Below are 20,362 nucleotides of genomic sequence, written 5' to 3' on the forward strand. Positions count from 1 at the left end.
TTTGACACCTTCTAGTAGGCGACGCGGAGGCTGAGGGAGAGGGTGCGTGGGCGGAGGGGAGTCACCTGGTCGGTTGAGCGGAGCGAGAACGGATTGCCGTAGGCGAAGGTGTCGCCGCGCGCATTGGTCGGATTGTCCAAGGCCAGGGTCGTTCGCCAGCGGGGGGCGGCGAGACCGACGGCCAGGCGACCGGTCGCATAGTCGCCCATCAGCGGCGCTGTCGTGGCGTCGAAAGTCAGATGCGAATGACCGACATAGGCATAGCGACCGTCAAGCTCCAGGGTCATGTCTGAGCCCAGCGGCCGCTCATAGTGGGCCGTCACGCCGCCGGCGCGGTGGGGCACGCCGGCCAGGCTCACGTCCTTGCGAACGGGGAAGGCGGGATTGGCCTTCTCCAGCTCGGGCGAATTGAACAACAGGTTGGCGCCCAGCTGCAGTCCGGCGACGCGGTAGCTGCCTTCGACCTCCAGGCCCAAGTTGCGCCCGTCGCCGATGTTGGCGGTGAAGGGCAGGCCCGACGGCAGCAACTGGTCGCTCTGGATGTTCTTCCAGTTGGCCTGGAAGGCCGCGGCCCGCAGACGCAGGCGGCCGTCCAGCAACGAGACCTTGCCGCCGGCCTCCAGGCTCCACAGCTCGTCGCCGTCATAGCGGCGGCGCGGTTCGACCGCGTCGCCGGGCGAGAACACCTGGCCGGACGGTCCGGTCGTATTGAAGCCTCCGGCCCTGTAGCCTTCGGCCGCCTGGACATAGATCAGGGCGCTGGGCGACAGGGTGTAGGACAGGACCAGCTTTGGCGCGAAACCGGAACTTTCAAGCGCGCCTGCAAACTCGGTGATCGGCGCGCCGAAGGCCGCCGTTGTGCTGGTCACCCGCGTCTTGGACTTGAACAGCCGGCCGCCCAGCGTGGCGCTGAGGGATCGGCCGATCGGCAAGATCGCCTCGCCGTAGATCGCCGCCTCGTCCAGCGTGTCGCGCCGCGTTTCCGCGAAGGCTTGGGCCGGGGCGTCGGCCAGACGCGTCAACGCCAGCTCGATGTCCTGATGGGTGCGGGCCAGAAAGGCGCCGACCAGCCATTGCAGCCGAGCCTCTTCGGACGAGGCCAGGGAGCCTTCGGTCACCAGGCTGTGGGTGCGGTCGTTGTCGTCATAGGCGGCGGGGCCTGGCGCCAGGGCGACCGGCGGCGCCGAGCTGGCGTCGTAGCGGCTGGTGATGTCGTGATCGACCGCCGAGATCGTCCACCGCGCCAGGATCCCGCCGATATCGCCCTTCAGATTGAGGTGCGCCTCGGCGAAGTCGTTGTCGTGCGGTTCGCGCACCTGGTTGCGGCGGGTGTAGGGCGGTTCGGTCGTCAGGCCGTACTGGGTGTCGTCGGAATCGATGAACTGGGCGGCCCCGCCGCCGGTCAGGGTCCAGCCCCCGCCCAGGTCGACCTTCACGTTCAGGCGCCCGCCCGAGCGGAGGGAGCGGTTGACGTTCCGCAGGTCGAGGCCGGCGTCGTCGATATAGCCGCCTTGCTGGTCGCGGTAGAGCACGGCGCGGACCGCGCCCCGGCCCTTGAAGACCGGCAGGTTGACCATGCCGGACAGGCCGTTCGAGCCGTCGCCGCCTTGCGTCGCGCCGACATTGCCCGCGATCCAGGCTTCGAAGCGATCCGCAGCCGGCGGTTCGGTGACCAGATGCAGAACCCCGCCCAGAGAACCGGAGCCGTAGAGCGCGCCCTGCGGCCCGCGCAGCACCTCGACCTGGGCCATGTCGATCAACAGCAGGTCGGGGTCTGGCGCATTGTAGGTCAGCCGGGTGTCGTCGAGATAGAGGCCGACCATCGACTGGGTCCGGCCGGTCAGCGGTCCGTCCGACAGGCCGCGCAGCATGATCTTGTCGCGGCCAGGGCCCAGGTTGGTCACTGTCATGGCGGGAACCGTGAACGCCAGGTCGTTGGCGTCGCGCAGACCCTGTCCGGCGATCGCCGAGTTCTCCACCGCGCTGACGGCGTAGGCCAGGCGGTCGGCCGGGGTCGGGCGGCGCGTGGCGACCACGACGAGCTCGTCGAGCGCGGCGGACGGACCGGGCTCCGTCGGGGCGGCCCTTCGGGCGACGGGCTTGGCGGCGGGCAGCCTGACGATCTCGACGGCGCTGGCGTCGATCATCCGAAAGCCGCAGCCCGTGCCCGCCAGCATCCTGGCCAGACCATCCTGGAGGGTGAAGCGTCCTCGAACGGGCCGGCTGGTCGGGGCGCAGCCGCCGGCGGCCTGGGTGCTGATCGAGACGTCGGCCTGGACAGCCAAGTCGACGAGGGCCGACTTCAGCGGCTTGCTGGGGATGTCGAAGCCTATCCGGGGCTGAGCCGCCGAGGCGCAGCCGCCCCATCCGACCACGCACGCGAAGCTGGAAGCCAGCGCCCAGCGCCGCCATGCGTCAGCTCGCAACGAAACGCCCTCCAACCTTCAGGACGGCGCTACCGTAGTTCGATTTGTCGGTCGGTGCGATGCACCGACAGCGAGAAATAACCGGCCAGCCGTTTGACCACCAGATCCTGGTCGCCCAGCTCCAGCACGCCGGAGAACCGTTTGCCGGCCAGGGCGGGCGAAATCCTGATGGGCACTGGATAGCGGCGGTTCAGATAGGCGACCATGTCACCCAGGGTCTCGTCGTCGCAGACCATCCGGCCCTGGGTCCAGGCGAAGGCGGGGCCTGGATCGGTAGCGGTCTGGAACGACCTTGCCGCGCCTTCGACATGGCTCAGGCTCTGACCGGCGACGAGGCGGGCCACCGGGGTCGAGCCCAGGGCGGGCTGGCGCACCTCGACGATCCCGCGACGGACGGTCACCCGCACGGTCTTGTCGTAGTGGCGGATGTTGAACTCGGTGCCGACGACGCGGACCTGCTGGTCGCCGACCGAGATCAGGAAGGGGCGTCCCGGGTCCTTGGCGACATCAAAGGTCGCCTGGGCGTCGGCCATCTGCACGCGCCGCGCCCGCCAGCCCAACTGGACTTTCAGCGTCGAGGCCGCGTCCATCCGGATGTGCGTGCCGTCGGCCAGCGCGACCTCGCGGGTCTCGCCGGGACGGGTCTGGTAGATCGTCGGTGTTCCCTGATAGCCGCGCCAAGCCATCGGGCCGACCACGACCGCGATCACGGCGGCGGCCGCGGCGGCGGACCAGACGGGCAGGGCGGCGCGGCGGCGCATCGCCACGACTCGCGAGGTCGACGGCTTAACAGCCGGGGCGATCTCGGCGGCGCGGTCGGCCAGTTCGGCGGCGAGGCCTTCGATCTCCTCGAAGGCGGCGAGATGGTCGTCGGAGGCTTCCAGCCAGAGGGTCAGGGCGGTCCAGTCGTCGGCCGTGGCCTGGTCCGATTGCACACGGACCAGCCACGCGACGGCCTCGTCGCGCAGGGCGTCAATCGCCTTGATGCTGTCCGCGCCGCTCATCGGTGTTCACCGTTCCCTGAGGCCCAAGCCTCGTTGCTTGCCCCAATGACGCCATAAACGCCAAGGCGCCTCCAAACTTTCTTGAGAATGTTTCCGACCCTCATCGGCCCACCTTGGCGAGGATGCGCTTGAGGCTGGTCATGATGTACTTCTCGACGCTGGAGCGTGACACGCCCATGGCCGCCGCCGTCTCCGCGTGATTGAGGCCTTCCAGTTTGTGCAGCCGGAACGCTTCCTGCACCGCGGGAGGCAGGTCGTTCACCACCGCCACGATCTGCGCCAGGCGCTGACGAGCGGCCAGGGCGTCGTCGGCGCGGGGCTCGTCGGCGGTCTCCCAGTCGGTGGCGCTGGGGCCGCCCGCGCCTCGCCATTGGGCGTCGCGCTGACCCGCCCGTCTCTGGGTCTTGATCCGATCCAGCATCAGGTTCGTGCCCAGCCGGTAGAGATAGGCGGCCGGATTGTCGATCGGCGCGACCGGCGGCGGGGTGATCTTCAGATAGATGTCCTGCACCAGATCCTGGGCGGCTTCCTCGGATCGCAGCCGCACGCGGAAATAGCGCACCAGCTCGTCCCGCCGTTCGAGATAGCAGGCGAGCAGGGGATGGACGTCGCTGTCGTCCAAGGACTCGATCCACGCTCCGGGCCCATGGCCGCTCGACGCCGGGAATCCGGCGATCCGCTCAGTCTTTCCGATGCCGTCTCCGGGCGCAATCGCAATCCCTTTGAGGAGGTTCCCAGGCCACGTCGTCATGGCTCATCGAAGGGCGTCCCGACGCTCGCCAGGATGTGGAGATCGCCTTGCTGGAAGTGATGATGCTGGACGACGGGGCCATGCGCGGCAGCCTGCGGTTCGACGAGGCCCGCATGCGGCGCTTCACCGGTCTGGCGCCGAAGGTGATCTCGATTCATCACCTGATGCGACCGGAGCGCCTGAGGGTCGAGACCTATCTGGAGACCGCCTACGCCTCGGCCTTCAATGGCGTGATCCGCAATCATTATCCCACGCTGATGAGCGTGCAGGACGGCGAGGGCCGCATCCACGCCGCCGTCGGCTTCCGGTTCGCGGCCCAGGAGCCCCTGTTCCTGGAGCAGTATCTCGACGACCCAGTCGAGGCGGCGATCGCCCGCAAGCTGGGCGAGCCGGTCGGACGCGACGGCGTGGCGGAGATCGGCAATCTGGGCTCGGGCAGCGTCGGCGCCTCGATGTTCCTGTTCCTGGCCCTGGCGCGGCATCTGGATCAGAACGGCTGCACCCATGCGGTGGCCACGGCCACGCGCCAACTGCGCCGCAGTTTCGGCCGGGTCGGTTTCGAGACCCAGGTCCTGACCCGCGCCGAGCCGTCCCGTCTGGGTGAAGCGGCCACCGAGTGGGGCGCCTATTACGAGCGCGATCCGGAAGTGCTTGCCGGCGCGATCGGTCCGGCCTTGCAGCCTCTGAGCCAGATGCTGGTGGCCGAGCCCGTCCAGGTCGAGAACATACGCCCCCGTCTTCACCCGGCTTGCCCGGAGGTCGGCCAATGAGCCGGATCCTGCGGGCGATCGACGCCCACGCCGCGGTGACGCCCGAGGCGATCGCGCTGAGCACCCCGTCGGCGACCTGGACCTACGCCCAACTGGGCGAGGCGGTGAGCCGGACGGCGACGGCGCTTTTCGCCTTCGCGCCGCTGGTCCGTCCCGGTTCGCCGGTAGCTGTGCGCCTGCCCAACGGGCCAGCCTGGGTGATCCTGGACCTGGCGCTGATCCGTCTGGGCTGGCCCAGCCTGCCGCTGCCCGGCTTCTTCACCCCCGCTCAGCGCGACCATGCCCTGGCCGACGCCGGCGCGAGCCTGCTGATCGAGGCGGCGGAGGGCGAGGGCCAAATCGTCGTGGCGGGGGCTCCGCTCGCCGTGACGCCTTGCCTGACCTCTCCGGTTCCGCTGCCGCCGGGCACGGCCAAGATCACCTACACCTCGGGCTCGACGGGCCAGCCCAAGGGCGTCTGCCTGTCGCAGGTCCAGATGGAGGCGGTGGCCGGGTCCCTGGTCGAGGCGATCGGCGCCGACTATGCCGGCCGGCATCTGCCGCTGCTGCCGCTGTCGATCCTGCTGGAGAACGTGGCCGGCCTCTACACCACCCTGATCGCCGGCGGGCGCTACCACGTGCTGCCCGCGGCGACGCTGGGCCTGGACAATCCCTTCAGGCCCGACCTGCCGGCCCTAGCCGGCGCGATTGCGACCGAGGCGGCGACCAGCCTGATCGTCGTGCCCGAACTGTTGCGGGCCCTGCTGATGGTGATGACCTTCACCGGCGCCCGCTTCCCCGCGCTGAACCTGGTGGCGGTGGGCGGGGCCAAGGTTTCCTCGCAGTTGCTGAGCCAAGCCGACGCCCTGGGGTTGCCAGTCTATGAGGGCTACGGCCTGAGCGAATGCGCCTCCGTCGTGGCGCTCAACACCCCGGCCGCCCGCAAGGCCGGCGCGGTGGGCCGACCCCTGTCGCACCTGACCGTCGAGATCGCTCCGGACGGCGAGATCGTCGTCGGACCCCATCCGTTCCTCGGCTACGCCGGCGGCGAGGCGAACACGGGCGTGGTCCATACCGGCGACCTGGGCGCGTTCGACCCCGACGGCTTCCTGTGCATCGAGGGGCGTCGCAGCAACACCATCATCACCGCCTTCGGGCGCAACGTCGCGCCCGAATGGGTCGAGAGCGAGCTGCTGGCCCAGCCCGAGATCCGCCAGGCGGTGGTGTTCGGCGAGTCCCAGGCCGCGCTCGGCGCGCTGATCGTGCCGCTGCTGCCCGACATGGACGAGACAGCGATCGCCCAGGCGGTGGCCCGCGCCAACCAGGCCTTGCCTGACTACGCCCAGGTCAAGCGCTGGCGGGTCCGCGCGCCGTTCGACCTGGCCGCCGGCGAACTCACCAACAACGGCCGCCCGCGTCGGGCGGTCCTTCTGTCGCGTCACCGCGACTTCATCGAAGCCTCGCAATAGGAGCCCGACTTGATGTTCTTCCAGAGACTGGTCGCCGAAACCGTCGAGGGTCAGCAGACCCTGGCCGGCGTGCCGCAGATCCAGGACGGTCTGGCCGGCCGGATTTCGCGCGAGACCTATATCGCCTACCTCACGGAGGCCTATCACCACGTCAAGCACACGGTGCCGCTGATGGAGGCGGCGAAAGCTCGCCTCGATGACGCCCACGACCGGTTCCGCCATGCGCTGGACGAGTACATCGCCGAGGAGACCGGCCACGAGCACTGGATCCTCAACGACATCCGCAACTGCGGCGGCGACGCCGAGGTGGTGCGCCTGGGCGAACCACGCGAGGCCACCCAGCGCATGGTCGCCTTCGCCTACGACTACATCGCCAAGGTCAATCCGATGGGCTTCTTCGGCATGGTCCTCGTGCTGGAAGGGACCAGCGTCCGCCTGGCGACCCAGGGCGCCGAGGCGGTGGCCAGGAACCTGAACCTGGGGCCGGAGTGCTTCAGCTACCTGACCTCGCACGGCTCGCTCGACATGGAGCATCTGGTCTTCTTCCAGAAGCTGATGGACGAGGTGACCGACCCCGACGACCAGGCCGCGATCATCGAGGTCGCCAAGGCGATCTTCGACCGCTTCGCCGACGTCTTCCGCTCAATCCCGCACGATCAGGTGGCCCATGTTTAAGGACAAGAACATTCTGCTGACCGGCGGCGCCGGCGGCCTGGGCTCGCTGATCTCGGCGCAATTGCTGGAGGAGGGGGCCAGGGTCGTCGTGCTGGATCGCGCCCAACCCGCCAATGGCGCGGCCTTCCTCGAGCACGACATCTCGACCGCCGAGGGGATCGAGGCCGCCGCCGCCGCTGTGGCGCGGCGTCATTGGGACATCGTCATCAACCTGGCGGGGATCCAGCATTTCGGTCCCTTCGAGCGGCAGACGCCCGAGCACCTGATGGCCAGCTACATGGTCAATCTGATCGCGCCGGTGCGGCTGACCCAAGCCGTCCTGCCCAGGATGAAGGCGGCCGGCGGCGGCCAGATCGTCAATGTCGGTTCGATCTTCGGCTCGATCAACTTCGCCCACTTCGTCACCTATTCCAGCGCCAAGGCCGGGCTTCGTGGCTTCAGCCAGGCGCTGCGGCGCGAGCTGTCGGGCACAGGGATCGACGTGACCTATGTGGCGCCGCGGGCGGTCAAGACGGCGCTCAACACGCCGGCGGTCATGGAGTTCGCCAAGCTCACCCAGATGAACATGGACCCGCCCGAATTGATCGCCCAGCGGATCGTCGAGGCGGTCCGGGGCCGCAAGCGGGACGTCTATTTCGGCTTTCCCGAAAGCCTGTTCGTCCGGATCAACGCCATCTTCCCGCGCCTTATCGACGGCGCTCTTTCGGCCAACGACCGCAAGGCGGCACGGCTGTTCACTCTCTGATTATCTGGAGCCTTTGACCATGAAACTCTCCATGCTGGCCGTGATCGCGGCCGTTTGTCTCGCCGGCGCGCCCGCCCTGGCCGCTGACCCGGCTTTCGACGCCCGCATCGACGGGCTGGCCCGCAGCTGGGCGCATGTGAACTACGAGGTCCACGACAAGCCAAGCCAGGCCGCCGAGGCGGCCAAGCTGGCCGCCGAAGCCGACACCTTGGCCAAGCAGTATCCCAACCGCGCCGAGCCCTTGGTCTGGGAGGCGATCTCCAAGGCCACGCAGGCCGGCGCCACGGGCGGTATGGGCGGACTGTCGCTGGCCAAGAGCGCGCGGGGCATGCTGGAGCGAGCCGAGAAGATCAATCCCGCCGCCCTGGGCGATGGTTCGGTCTATACCAGTCTGGGCTCGCTCTACGCCCAGGTGCCGGGCTTTCCGATCGGGTTCGGCGACGCCGGCAAGGCGCGCGCCTACCTGACCAAGGCCCTGGCCGCCAATCCGAACGGCGTGGATTCCAACTTCTTCTATGGCGACTTCCTGATGCGCCAGGGCGACTACGCCGGGGCCGAGACCGCGCTTCAGCGCGCCGTCAACGCTCCAGTGCGTCCGGGGCGGGAGGTGGCCGATCACGGACGCAAGGCGCAGGCCGCCGCGCTCCTGGCGACCGCGCGTCAAAAGGCGCACGGCTAGGCGACAGTTCGAGCACCTGAACTGAAGCCGGCAGCGACGGGGGCGGCGCAATTTTCGGTTGTTGCCGCCGTCTCTGGGCCCGCTTCTGGGGCTTTCGGGAACAATTCGCCGCCATGCGGCGAAAATTGTCGGGCCAGCTTAGAACTGGCCCAAAATCAACCCAACGCTGTCAATAAGGCAGCGCGATCGCGGGTGGGGCGAAGCCAGGGTCGTTTTGGGGTGCGTCTTGACCATCGGGCCGGGTTGCTTAGCGCGGCGCAGCGGACGGAATAGGCGTGTCGCGGCGAAGGAAGCGTCCGGCCCGCTCGTCGGTCAGCGATCCGTCGGCCCAGGACAGCACGCCATTGACATAGACCTGCGCGATGCCCAGCGCCGGCCGGGTCGGCAGCTCGTAGGTCGCCAGGTCCAGGATCGTCTCGGCGTCGAACACCGTGATGTCGGCCTTCAGGCCGGGAGCGATACGTCCACGCTCATTCAGGCCGAAGGTGTCCGCGGCAAGGCCTGTCATCTTGTGGACCGCCGCCTCAAGGGTGATCAGCTTCTCGTCGCGGGCGTAGTGGCCCAGCACGCGCGGGAATGTGCCCCACAGCCTGGGATGTGGCCGCTTGTCGTGGGGCAGGCCGTCGGACCCGATCATGCAGCAGTCGTGGCTGAGGATCGCCTGCATGTCAGCCTCGGCCATCTGGAAGTAGCTGGCGCCGCCCGGCATCAGCCTTTCGGCCGCCTGGGCCTGGGTCAGATCCCAGTCGCTGGCGATAGCGGCCAGGGTGCGGCCGGCCATCTCGGGATGCGGCTCCGACCAGTTGATCAGGATTTCGACCTCACCGTCGGCGAGGTCTGGCCGGATGATCGTCGAGCCGGCGGTGTAGGGATAGCAATCCAGGCTCACCGGCTGACGACGGCGGGTCTGGTCGATCAGGCCGAGGGTCTCGGCCGCGCGCCCCCAGTTGCGCACGCCCGCGCACTTGTGATGCGACAGCACAAGGTGCGCCTGGCTGGGCTCGGTGACCGCGAAGGCCTCCTGGAGCGCTTCGATGATGCCTTCGCGCTCGTCGCGGATGTGGGCGGTGTAGACGCCGCCGGCCTCGGCCACGGTCCGGGCCAGGCTCTGTAGTTCTTCAAGATCGGCCGCCCAGGCGGGAGCGTAGAAGACGCCCGAGCTGAGACCCAGGGCGCCCTCGGCCAGCGCGTCGCGCAGCAGGACGTCCATCCGCGCCCGCTCGGCCGGCGTGGCCGGGCGCGACAGGTCGTCCACGCAGAGCACGCGCAGAGCCGAATGGCCGACCAGGGCCGCCACGTTGACGCGGGGCGCGATCGCCTCGATGGCGCGGCGATAGTCGGCGAAGGTCGCGTAGGCGAAGTCTTCGGGAGCGCCCAGGAGGTTGAACGGCTCGTCGACAGTGTCGTCGAAGCGCAGCAGCGGCGCCGAGATCCCGCAATTGCCCGCGACCACGGTGGTGACGCCCTGGCTGATCTTGGGCGTCATGTCGGGTTGGGTGATGCAGATCAGGTCATCGTGGGTGTGGACGTCGATGAAGCCAGGCGCGACCACCAGGCCCGAGACGTCGATCACCCGTGCGCCAAGGGCGTCGAGCGCCGGACCGACGGCCAGGATGGTGTCGCCGGCCAGGGCGACGTCGGCGACGCGAGCCGGGCCGCCGCCGCCATCGATGACCAGCCCGCCCTTCAGGACAAGATCGGCGACGCGGGGAGGGGAAGACTGAGCACTCAAGGCCGGATCACTCAAAAGAAGGTCTTCAGGCCGCCGAGCACGGCATAGGCCTCGTCGATCTCCAGCAGCACCGACCACTTGTCGAAGGTCGTGCAAGGGTGGGAAATTTCAAAGCCGAGCAGGTCGCCGACGGCGAGGTCGGCCTCGGGCGGCAGGGTCAGGAAGCCGTGCTGGTCGGCGAGTTTCGTGGTCACGACGCCATCCAAGGCCGCCGGGGCCGCGTGCAGGCCCTCCCGGAACCATCGCGTGGCGGTCGGTAGGTGGATGTCGAACGAGACGTCGCGCTTGCCCATCATCACGATGGCCAGGTCCGGTTGCGGCCGCGAGATGACCCGGGCCCAGACCTCCAGCGCCGGACGCAACCGCGGCGGTGCGCCGACGGCGGCGCGGTCGTCCATGCGGCTGAGGAGTTCGCGATAGAAGCCGCTGTCGTGGGTGATGTAGCAGCCGCTGCGCAGCACGATCGTCGCGCCGGGCGCCTCGCCGGCCAGGGATCGGGCGACCAGGTCGTAGTAGGCCGAGCCCCCGGCGGTCAGGATGGCGTCATCGGGGGCGGCCAGCAGGGCCTCTTCACGCAGGCGATGATACAGGCCCAGCAGGTCGCCCAGATAGGCGTCGACTTCCACGGCGTCCTGCTTGGCGTGATCGCTGAAGACCAGGCCTTCGTAGCCTTCCACGCCGTGCAGGGCGACGCCCGGCAGGTCGTGGATCAAGCGCGCCAGGGCCAGGCCCTCGTCCAGCGAGCGGACGCCGCAGCGGCCGTCGGCGACGCCCAGCTCGATCAGCAGGCGCGCGGCGGGCCCGGCTGGAGACCGGGAGAAGATCTCGGAGATCGCCCGCGCGCCGTCGGCGCCGTCGACCAGCACATAGACCGGCCGATCGGGCGCGGCGATCGTGAGATCGCGCAGGCACTCGATCTCGGCGCGGCCGACCAATTGGTTGGCCAGGATAAGGTTGGGCGCGCCCAGCGCGTGACACAGCTTCAGCTGGGTCATGGTGGCGGCCGTCAGGCCCCATGCGCCGGCTTGGATCTGCCGGGTCAGCAGCTGTGGACACATGGTCGTCTTGGCGTGCGGGGCCAGCTTGGCGCCGGCCCGATCGACATAGGCCTGCATGACCGAAAGGTTGTTGTCGATCGCCGCGCGCTTCAGCACCGCGGCGGGGAAGGGGATGTCGCCGCCCAGCAGGTTCAGGCGGCGTCCGGCCAGGTCGCCTAGTCGCCGCACCGAGCCATCCAGCGGTATGGCCTTGGTTCCGGGCGCCAGGGTCAGAGCGTCAAGATCGGCCAGCGACACCGTCATGGTCAGACCTGCGGGATCAGGGCGATGCACTCGATCTCGACCTTGCAGTCGATCATCATCGGCGACTGCACGCAGGCGCGGGCCGGCGGCGCATTGCCGAAATAGCTGGTGTAGACGCGATTGAAGGCATGGAAGTCGCGGGCGTCGTCCAGCCAGACATTGGCCTTCACCACGTCCTCCAGCGTGCAGCCGACCTTGGCCAGGATGGCGGTCAGGTTCTCGATGACCTTGTGGGTCTGGGGAACGACGCCGCCGTCGACCATCACGCCGTCCTCGTCCATCGGCACCTGGCCCGACACGAAGACGAAGCCGTTGGCGATCGTGGCCTGACAGAAGGGCAGGGCCTGGCCGCCGGTGCCCGTGGTGGTCGCGCCGATGCGTTGGATTGACAAGAAAGGCTCCTGATACGGGTCTCAATTGGAGCGACAGAGGTCATGCTTGACCGAGATGTGTCAATCAAAATGTAGTAAAACCATCTTTCTGGTTCCGGCGCTCGCGAGGCGAGCGGCGATCGACTTTTCGGGTTGCCGCGCGCATCGCTGTTTCGGGCTAATGATCGGGAATTTATCATGTTTCTTCTGAGGCGAACACCCGACGCCCAAGGCGGCGCCGCTGGCCCACGCCAAGCCGACGCGCGCCTCGGCGACGAAAGAGAATTTATAGAAGTTACATTTATGATCTTTTTAGATTGACATCTAACGCCGGAGTCGCCGACCTTGGCCGTCGGTCGGAGCGACGTTTCTCCGGCCGTCCAGTTTCGTCGCCTTGAAGGGGTTCTTTGATCCCAATGGACGGCGTGTCCGATCCAACCGCCACGGCCTCCCCCGTGGCGCGGTTGGTGAGCCCCCTCCAACGGTTCCCCCCGGAGCGAGTGGGTTTTGATTCCCCGGCGCCAAAGCCGAACCCCATGGCGCCGGGGAATCGCCTTTTAGCTTCGTGCGGCGCCTCGCCGCCGCCTCTGGAGCTGGTCTTTCGATGTTATTCGCCGTCGTCGCGCTGATCGCGCTGCTGGTCCTGATGATCGGCTGGGGCAAGGTCCCGCCGTTCGTCGCCTTCCTGTTGACGGCGCTGGCCGCGGCCTTCTGCTTTGGCATGCCGCTCGACCAGGTGGTCAAATCGATGGAAAAGGGCGTCGGCGACATGCTGGGCGGCCTGACCGCCATCATCTGCCTGGGCGCGATGTTCGGCCGGTCGATCGCCGACAGCGGCGCGGCCCAGAGCATCGCTCGCACCCTGATCGGCGCGGTTGGCCTGCGCTTCATCCTGCTGGCCATGGCCCTGACCGGCCTGATCGTCGGCATCCCGCTGTTCTACAGCGTCGGCTTCGTGGTGATGGTGCCGCTGATCCTGACCATCGCCCGGCGCGCCGAGCTGCCTCCCGTCTATGTCGGCCTGCCGCTGCTGTGCGGCCTGTCGGTCGCGCATGGCTTCCTGCCGCCGCATCCCTCGCCGGCGGCGCTGGTGGCGTTGTTCGGCGCCGACACGGGCCTGACGCTGGGCTATGGCCTGATCGTCAGCGTCGCGGCGCTGGCCATCGGCGGCCCGCTGCTGGCCCAGGCGCTCAAGCGCTTCAACGCCGTGCCACAGGCCCTGGCCGACGCGGAGGCGTCGCTCGTCATCGTCGAAACGCCCGATGAGGCGACGCCCGGGGCGTGGAACAGCTTCACGACGGCGCTGCTGCCCGTGGTGATGATCGCCGCCACCACGGCGCTGGTCTTCGCGTTGCACGGGCCGTCGCAGGCCAGGACGGTCATCACCTTCGTCGGCCAGCCGGCCGTGGTGCTGACCCTGTCGCTGATCTACGCCACCTTCAGCCTCGGCGTGCTGCGAGGTCAGCCGTTCGTCGGCCAAATGAACCGCTATGCCGACGCCCTGAAGGACGTCGCCGGCATCCTGCTGATCCTGGCCGGGGCGGGAGCCCTCAAGCAGATCTTCGTCGACGGCGGGATCAGCGCCGCCCTGGGCGGCTGGCTGGGCGCCTTGCCGCTGCATCCGTTGGTGCTGGGCTGGCTGATCGCCATGGTCATCCGCGTGGCCCTGGGCTCGGCGACCATCGCCGGCTTGACCGCCGCGGGCCTAATCCAGCCCCTGATGGCCGCAACCCATGTCGATCCCAACCTGATGGTCCTGGCGATCGGAGCCGGCAGCCTGATGTTCTCCCATGTCAACGACCCGGGGTTCTGGCTCTTCAAGACGTATTTCGGCCTGACGCTGAAGGAGACCCTGCTGTCGTGGACGGTGATGGAAAGCCTCGTTGGGGTGGTGGGTCTGATCTGTGTACTGGGGCTGAGCCTGGTCGTCTGATCCGGGGCTCGCAGACTTGAGTTTGGTGTGGAAGCAAGGGCGAACGGCATGACCGGAATGATCCAGGCGCAGGTTCTTGGCGTGGTGGTGGCTGTGCTGCTGGCGGCGGGGCCGCCCGCCCAGGCGCAGACCCGGCCATCGCTGACCCCGGCGCCGGCCGCGATGGCGGTGAAGTCCGGGCGCACGCTGATCGCCAACGGCACGCCGATCCTGGTGCGGGCCGGCGACAGCGACGCTGAGGCGGCGGCGGATTTCCTGTCGCAGCTCGCCTTGAAAACCCGAGGCCTGACCTTGCCCGTCCGGCATGGCGCGACCGGTCCCGGGATCGCGATCACGTCCACGGCCGCGGGCGAGGTCGACAGCTATCGACTCGAGACGTCGGCCAAGGGCGCCGCGATCACCGCCCATGGCCGCGGCGGACTCCTGTACGGCGCGGTGACCTTCTGGCAGCTGCTGACCCAGGATGGCGCGACCAAGGGCGCGGCCACGTTTCAGAGCGTGTCCATCCAAGATGCGCCGCGCTTCGCCTGGCGCGGTCTGATGCTGGACTCGGCCCGGCACTACCAGTCTCCGGAACAGATCCGCCAGCTGCTCGACTGGATGGCGCTGCACAAGCTCAACGTCCTGCACTGGCACCTGGTCGATGATCAGGGCTGGCGGTTGGAGATCAAGCGCTATCCCAAGCTGACCGAGGTCGGCGCGTGGCGCACGGCGGTCGCCGGCGAGGCCCAGCTGCCCGAGGGCAAGACCGGCCGTTACGGCGGCTTCTACACGCAAGACGAGGTCCGGCGGATCGTGGCCTACGCGGCCGCGCGCAACATCACGATCGTGCCGGAGATCGAGATGCCCGGCCACTCGACCGCGGCGATCGCCGCCTATCCGGAACTGGGCCTGGGGACGCCGCCCGTCGAGCCGGCCATCACCTGGGGCGTCCACGATCAGCTGTTCAACGCCCGCCCCGAAACCCTGGACTTCCTCGAGAATGTCCTGAGCGAGGTGATGGCCCTGTTCCCCTCGACCTATATCCACGTCGGCGGGGACGAGGCCCTCAAGGACCGGTGGAAGGCCTCGCCGGAAATCCAGGCGCAGATGAAGGCGGCCGGCATCGATACCGAGCAGCACTTCCAGCACTGGTTCATCCAGCGCATCGAGTCCTTCCTGGACGCCAACGGACGCCGGTTGATCGGCTGGGACGAAATCCTCGAAGGCGGCATTCCGGCCAAGGCGACGGTGATGTCCTGGCGCGGCGTCGAGGGGGCGATCACCGCCGCCAAGGCCGGGCACGACGCGGTGATCTCGCCGCGCAATCCGCTGTATCTCGACTTCCGCCAGGGCGACGCCGCCGGCGAGCCGGCCGCGCGCGCGCCGCTCAACACCCTGGGCGACATCTATGGCTTCGAGCCCGCGCCGAAGGCCCTCACCGAGGCGGAGCGCCGCCATGTCATCGGCGTGCAGTCCAACCTGTGGACCGAGCACATCGCCACCGCCGATCACCTGCAGTACCAGCTCTTCCCGCGACTGTCGGCGTTGTCTGAAGTCGCGTGGTCGCCGGCCTCGCGCCGCGACTGGGACGATTTCCTCAAGCGCACGCCATCCCAGCTGGAGCGCTATCGTCGACTGGGCGTCCGCGTCTCCTACAGCGCGTTCGAGCCCACCGCGACGCTCGGGGCCGCGGCCGCCGGTCATGCCCGTGTCGAACTCGGCAACCAGACCAAGTTTGGTCAGGTCCGCTACGAGCTGGACGGCCGCGTCCCGACCGCCAGCTCACCGGTCTATGTCTCGCCGCTCGACATCGCCACGCCCAACACCGTTTCGGCCGCGACCTTCGATGGGGATCGGCAGATCGGCGCGGTCAAACGGATACCTGTCACCCAGGCGTCGATCCTGAGGCGCACCGACACCCAACTGGCTCCGTGCGAAGGCCTTTTGCAGGCCGCGGCGGGCCGCGATGCAATATCCGGCGCACGCGAGAGCTTCGTGGTCCGGCCCGTCGACCAATGCTGGCTCTATCGCGGCGCCAACCTGGACGGCGTCTCTCGGATCGAGGTCGAGATGACCAAGATACGGAGCAATTTCCACGTCTCGGCGAAGGTTCTGGCCGACATGAAGCGTCCGGAGAACGGCAGGCCGGCGATCCTCATCCGCCAGGATGGGTGCAAGGGGCCCCTCATCGCTCGGCTTGATCTGGCGAGCGTCGTTTTTGACGGGACAACGCGGCTGGGCGCCGATATCCCGCCCCAGAACGGGGCCCACGACCTGTGCCTTGCGATCGAGCAGACAGAGCCCGATCCGCTCTATGCACTGGCCGAGGTCGCGCTGTCGCGTGGCCGCTGAGACCGTCGCCCGGTGAGTTCGGGGCGCCGTGGACGAGGCGGCGCCCGGTATCGAGGTTGACGCTGATCGATCATTTTCTGTCGCCACAGACATGGAGTGTCGTGACGCTCGCTGATTCCATGATCTACAACGGTCATCGCCGCGGTGTCCGATTTGGACGAGCGGCGTTTGTCGGCGCCGAGACACAGGGGATGAAGATTTGCCTTCTCCCTCGTGTCGCCCGGATTGCGAGAGGAACGAGCCGATGAGCGAACCTGTGGTCACGGAAGAGCCCAACGACATCCTCCCGCGGCTTCGAGGCATGATCGAGTCGCTGAGCCGATCCGACCTCAAGATCGCCAAGCTGATCCTGAAGTCGCCCCACGAGTTCGTCCGATCCAGCGTGCGTTCGGTCGCCACCGATCTTGGCCTGTCGGAGCCCACTGTGCTGCGCTTCTGCCGCACGGTGGGATGCGAAGGGTTCAAGGACCTCAAGTTCAGGCTCATCCAGGAACTGGCCCTGGCTCAGGCCATGACCGATCAGCGCGACCGTGCGGCGCGTCCGGCGGCCAGGCAGGATGTCGAGAAGGGGGCGCCCGTCGACGACGCCGTCGGCGATCGCCTGTTCGACACGATTATCGAAGCGCTGAATCGCACGCGCGACACGTTGGTCGAGACGGATCTGCTGGCGGCCGCCGCGGCCATCGCCAAGGCCGGTCGGGTGGTGATCTACGGCATCGGCGGCAGTTCGGCCGCCCTGGCGGGTGAAATCCACAACCGCCTCTTCCGCCTGGACGTTCCGGCCATGGTCTTCACCGACGGCTACGCCCAGCGCATGTCGGCGGCGATCCTGTCCGAAGGCGACGTAGCCATCTTTCTGTCGTCCACCGGTCGGCCCCGCGAGCTGCAGGACAGCATGGAGTTGGCCAAGTACTACAAGGCGGTGTGCATCGCGATCACCGATGGCGAGTCGCCGCTCGGCCGCGACGCCGACATCTGTCTGCATGTGGGTCTGTCGGCCTCGGGCGTCGAGGAATTCCAGCCCAACCCGATGCGTTTCGCCCAATTGTTCGTCATCGATCGCCTCGCCTACGCCGTGGCGACGACGATGGGCGATCGCGCCCATCAGATGCTCCGTCGTGCGCGCGGCAGCGTGGCCTGGCTGCACGGAATCGCGCCTCAGCAGCCGATCGGCGACTAGGGCCCGCCCTGGCGGCGGCGTTCTGGCGACCCGAGCCAAGGCGCCCCTGGGGTGTTCTCGCGCTCCGCGCCTCGGGAGTGATCAAGGTTTGCTCGCCAGCGCGGCAAATTTTATCAACGCTAACTAAATGATAGATTTGTGATTGACGTTTCCTCGCCGTCGCGCTTATCGTGAGGTTGCTTGTGTCGAGCGTCTCGAGACGGCGCGAGAAGAGTACATCGCTCGCGAATGAATTCGAGGCGATCATCTAAAGAGTTCGTGTTTGACGTATTGATCGTAATTCGGGTGAAGGGGTTCGGCGACTGGAGCCGAGTGATCTGAACCTGAGGATAAAGCGCAGGGGGTGTGTATTGTCCGGCAAAGATCGTGAGTTTCAGCCGGCTAGCTGGCGTCAACTCGGTGCTCCCTAGAGCCCACATGCGCCCTTAGCATCGTCGCCGACATCACGTGTCGGCAAAAAATACATCATTTTTGACGTCATCACGGCGAGCCGACTTGGTCGGCCCGGATCTGGCTGCCTGTCAGGTCGGTGAAACGTCATGGCCGATCGGCTGGACCGAGGGCCGCGGACTTATCGCGTTTCACTAGGGGCCCGAGTCAGTTGGCCTGCATAAGATACGGAGGGGACTTAAGTTGAACACCATAAAGAAGATGAGCGTGAATTCCGCCGGACGCGCCGCCCTCAATTTTGGGGTGCTCCCGCTCGCGCTGGGCCTGGCGTTCGCCGGCGGCTCGGCGATCGCGCAAACCGCGCCGGGCCCGCAGGCCGCGCAGGGGGGCGACGCGTCCGCTAGCGTCACCCTGGACGACATCGTCGTCACCGCCAATCGCACCGCGTCCCTGGCGTCCAAGACGCCGGTCGCCCTGACCGCGATCAGCGGCGAGCAGCTGCAAGCCCGGGGCGTCACCAACCCGACGCAGTTGAACAGCTCGGTTCCCAATCTGAGGATCGACCGCAACAACGGCCTGCAGGTCACGATCCGCGGTGTGACCAGCACTGACAATACGGAAAAGGGCGACACCTCGGCCGCTTTCCTGCTGGACGGCATCTACCTGGCGCGCCCTCAAGCCCAGGAAGTCTCCTTCTTCGACGTCGAGCGCATCGAGGTCCTGCGCGGGCCCCAAGGAACCCTCTACGGCCGCAATACGACCGCCGGCGTTATCAATCTGATCACCGTGACCCCCAAGGACACCTTCTCGGCCTCGGTCGACGGCACGGTCGGAAACTTCAGCACGCGCCGGGTGACGGGCATGGTCAACGTGCCGGTCGCCGAGGGCGTCGCCATCCGGGCGGCAGGGACCTACGATCGACGCGACAGCTTCGTCATCAATGACGGCCAGTCCAAGTACGACTTCAATCCCGGCAAGGAGAACTACGCCGGACGCTTGAGCGCGCTGTTCGACATCAGCCCGGACGCCAGCCTGGTTGTCCGCGGCGACTATTCGAAGTTCTCGGGCACCCAGAAGGTTCAGGTCCTGGCGTCGAACTTCTTCCAATCGCCGTTCACCGCCCCGCCGGCGGGCGGCGCGGGCGCTGATCCGGTCTATATCGCCGGGTCCTCCAAGGACCGCAGGACGCAGCGCTACGGCGACGCCAACCCTCAGGCCATCAATCAGAAGAACCGCGGTGTTCAGGCCCAGTTCGACTGGAAGCTGGCCCCGGAACTGAAGTTCACCTACCTCGGGTCATACCGCTACTTCACCCAGCACAATCGTCCGGCCGGCTTCGGCGGCATCAATCCAGGCACCCACGTCGCGTCCGTCTATCCCCAGACCCTCGACGGTGAATACAAGCAGAATTCGCAGGAAGCTCGGCTGGCCTACGCCAACGATCGCCTGAGCGCCCAGGCGGGCCTCTACTATTTCCGCGAACGCGCCGAGCAGGCTTCGCTCAGCTATGGCCGGATCACGAGCGATCCTAACATCCGGGGCTACGTCTTCGGCTATCCGGGCGTGACGACGAGCGAGACGGTCGGGGTCTTCGGCCAGGCGACCTACAGCGTCCTGCCGACGCTGAGACTGACGGCGGGCGTGCGCAACACTTGGGACGACAAGGAGCGTGTCGGCGCGACCATCCGGCACATCAAAGTGTCGGACCCCCTGGATTTCACGACGGGTCCCAATGCGACGCTGAATCCGAACGGCTACAGCGACTCCCTCAACAACGCGCGGGTCAAGTACAGCAAGGCGACCTGGAAGGTGGGCGTCGACTACGATCTCAACGCGCAATCCCTGCTCTATGCGACGGTGTCCACGGGCTACAAGGCGGGGGGCTTCAACGACGGCTGCGTCGCCGGCACGGCGAACTGCAGTTCGCCGGTCCCCACCGCGGCGCTCTATTATGACCCCGAGACGCTGACGTCTTACGAGCTGGGCGTGAAGACGCGCGTGCTCGACTCGCGTTTGAGTCTGAACGCGGACTATTTCCACTACGACTACTCCAATCTGCAACTGACCCAGCAGGCCAATCTCTGCGGCACGCCCTGCTCGGTGACGACCAACGCCGCCAAGGCCAAGGTCGACGGCCTTGAAGTCGAGGGTGTCTACCGGGTCGGCGGCCACGGCCGGCTGCTGTTCTCTGGGACTTGGCTGAAAGCGCGCTACGACAGCTACCTGATCGTTCCCACGCTGGACTTCGCCGGTCGCCGGCTTGACCGGTCGCCGACCTGGACGGGATCGATCGGCTACACTCAAACCGTTCCGCTGCCGGATGGCGGGGAGCTGGCCGCGGGCTTCCGCACCTTCGCGAGCACGCGTTACAAACTGCTGTCCTCGGCGCTGCGCGCCCAGTTCACGCAGCCGGGCTATACGAACACCGATCTTGACTTGACCTACACCAGCCCAGACAGCCGCTGGTACCTCCAAGGCTTCCTCCGCAATGTCGAGAACAAGGTCACGCTCAGCTCGGCCGCCGCCTTTGGACCTTCGGCGACGAACAGCGACGGCACCGCCACGTTCGGAGACCCCCGCACCTTTGGGGCGTCCTTCGGCGTGAAGTTCTAATCGCCGGCGT

At 67.5% G+C, this 20,362-nt stretch carries 15 protein-coding genes and 2 pseudogenes; 11 read left to right on the forward strand and 6 right to left on the reverse strand.

Annotation, left to right across the window (positions count from 1 at the left end):
• Window positions 1-11 precede the first annotated feature (11 nt).
• The 3 genes from WAL33_RS17695 to WAL33_RS17705 all read right to left on the reverse strand — a co-directional run bounded on the left by WAL33_RS17695 (window position 12) and on the right by WAL33_RS17705 (window position 4,052).
• Entirely contained in the window at window positions 12-2,426 is a 2,415-nt protein-coding gene (locus WAL33_RS17695) for a TonB-dependent receptor (RefSeq protein ID WP_422182836.1), read from the reverse strand.
• A gap of 29 nt (window positions 2,427-2,455) precedes the next feature.
• A complete protein-coding gene (locus tag WAL33_RS17700) occupies window positions 2,456-3,430 on the reverse strand; it encodes a FecR family protein (RefSeq protein WP_422182837.1) in 975 nt (324 codons plus the stop codon).
• Between the two features lie 100 nt (window positions 3,431-3,530).
• Window positions 3,531-4,052, reverse strand: coding sequence for an RNA polymerase sigma factor (locus tag WAL33_RS17705; protein WP_422182838.1), 522 nt, complete (start codon window positions 4,050-4,052; stop codon window positions 3,531-3,533).
• Window positions 4,053-4,237: 185 nt separating this feature from the next.
• On the opposite strand from WAL33_RS17705, the gene WAL33_RS17710 reads away from it, so the two are divergent.
• The 5 genes from WAL33_RS17710 to WAL33_RS17730 are packed head-to-tail and all read left to right on the forward strand — an operon-like array spanning window position 4,238 to window position 8,498.
• Entirely contained in the window at window positions 4,238-4,951 is a 714-nt protein-coding gene (locus tag WAL33_RS17710; RefSeq protein WP_422182849.1) for a thermostable hemolysin, read from the forward strand.
• Window positions 4,948-6,399, forward strand: coding sequence for an AMP-binding protein (locus WAL33_RS17715; RefSeq protein ID WP_422182839.1), 1,452 nt, complete (start codon window positions 4,948-4,950; stop codon window positions 6,397-6,399). The genes WAL33_RS17710 and WAL33_RS17715 overlap by 4 nt, the downstream gene beginning before the upstream one ends.
• 12 nt (window positions 6,400-6,411) lie before the next feature.
• Complete coding sequence (locus WAL33_RS17720; protein WP_422182840.1) at window positions 6,412-7,074, forward strand: TenA family transcriptional regulator; 663 nt, start codon at window positions 6,412-6,414, stop codon at window positions 7,072-7,074.
• Window positions 7,067-7,819: an SDR family NAD(P)-dependent oxidoreductase gene (locus WAL33_RS17725; RefSeq protein WP_422182841.1), complete on the forward strand. Its 753-nt coding sequence runs from the start codon at window positions 7,067-7,069 to the stop codon at window positions 7,817-7,819. The genes WAL33_RS17720 and WAL33_RS17725 overlap by 8 nt, the downstream gene beginning before the upstream one ends.
• Window positions 7,820-7,838: 19 nt before the next feature.
• Window positions 7,839-8,498 carry a tetratricopeptide repeat protein gene (locus WAL33_RS17730; RefSeq protein ID WP_422182842.1) on the forward strand — a complete coding sequence of 220 codons (660 nt, stop codon included), beginning with the start codon at window positions 7,839-7,841 and terminating at the stop codon, window positions 8,496-8,498.
• Window positions 8,499-8,745: 247 nt separating this feature from the next.
• Here the strand turns inward: WAL33_RS17730 and WAL33_RS17735 are convergent, their stop codons facing one another.
• From WAL33_RS17735 to WAL33_RS17745, 3 genes are read right to left on the reverse strand one after another with little or no spacing between them, the layout of a single operon-like run.
• Window positions 8,746-10,230 carry an N-acyl-D-amino-acid deacylase family protein gene (locus WAL33_RS17735; protein ID WP_422182843.1) on the reverse strand — a complete coding sequence of 495 codons (1,485 nt, stop codon included), beginning with the start codon at window positions 10,228-10,230 and terminating at the stop codon, window positions 8,746-8,748.
• Between the two features lie 11 nt (window positions 10,231-10,241).
• Window positions 10,242-11,561 carry an amino acid deaminase gene (locus WAL33_RS17740; RefSeq protein ID WP_422182844.1) on the reverse strand — a complete coding sequence of 440 codons (1,320 nt, stop codon included), beginning with the start codon at window positions 11,559-11,561 and terminating at the stop codon, window positions 10,242-10,244.
• Complete coding sequence (locus tag WAL33_RS17745; RefSeq protein WP_422182845.1) at window positions 11,534-11,923, reverse strand: RidA family protein; 390 nt, start codon at window positions 11,921-11,923, stop codon at window positions 11,534-11,536. Before WAL33_RS17745 ends, WAL33_RS17740 begins: the two co-directional genes overlap by 28 nt.
• A 583-nt stretch (window positions 11,924-12,506) precedes the next feature.
• On the opposite strand from WAL33_RS17745, the gene WAL33_RS17750 reads away from it, so the two are divergent.
• From WAL33_RS17750 to WAL33_RS17775, 6 genes and pseudogenes are all read left to right on the forward strand, one after another.
• Complete coding sequence (locus WAL33_RS17750; RefSeq protein ID WP_422182846.1) at window positions 12,507-13,835, forward strand: GntP family permease; 1,329 nt, start codon at window positions 12,507-12,509, stop codon at window positions 13,833-13,835.
• 48 nt (window positions 13,836-13,883) lie between these two features.
• Window positions 13,884-16,169, forward strand: a complete 2,286-nt coding sequence (locus tag WAL33_RS17755) for a beta-N-acetylhexosaminidase (RefSeq protein WP_422182847.1) — start codon at window positions 13,884-13,886, stop codon at window positions 16,167-16,169.
• Between the two features lie 244 nt (window positions 16,170-16,413).
• Window positions 16,414-17,349, forward strand: a complete 936-nt coding sequence (locus WAL33_RS17760) for a MurR/RpiR family transcriptional regulator (protein ID WP_422182848.1) — start codon at window positions 16,414-16,416, stop codon at window positions 17,347-17,349.
• Window positions 17,350-18,000: 651 nt separating this feature from the next.
• A pseudogene (locus tag WAL33_RS17765) lies at window positions 18,001-18,450 on the forward strand (TonB-dependent receptor plug domain-containing protein); the annotation flags it as partial.
• Window positions 18,433-18,526 (forward strand): annotated as a pseudogene (locus WAL33_RS17770) (TonB-dependent receptor plug domain-containing protein); the annotation flags it as partial. The pseudogenes WAL33_RS17765 and WAL33_RS17770, both read left to right, overlap by 18 nt.
• A 74-nt stretch (window positions 18,527-18,600) precedes the next feature.
• Window positions 18,601-20,352 (forward strand): TonB-dependent receptor, encoded by a 1,752-nt coding sequence (locus tag WAL33_RS17775; RefSeq protein ID WP_422182850.1) that lies wholly within the window; start codon window positions 18,601-18,603, stop codon window positions 20,350-20,352.
• The last annotated feature ends 10 nt before the right edge of the window (window positions 20,353-20,362 follow it).

The sequence above is a fragment of the Caulobacter sp. genome (assembly GCF_049283275.1).
In the GTDB taxonomy this organism is placed as follows: domain Bacteria; phylum Pseudomonadota; class Alphaproteobacteria; order Caulobacterales; family Caulobacteraceae; genus Caulobacter.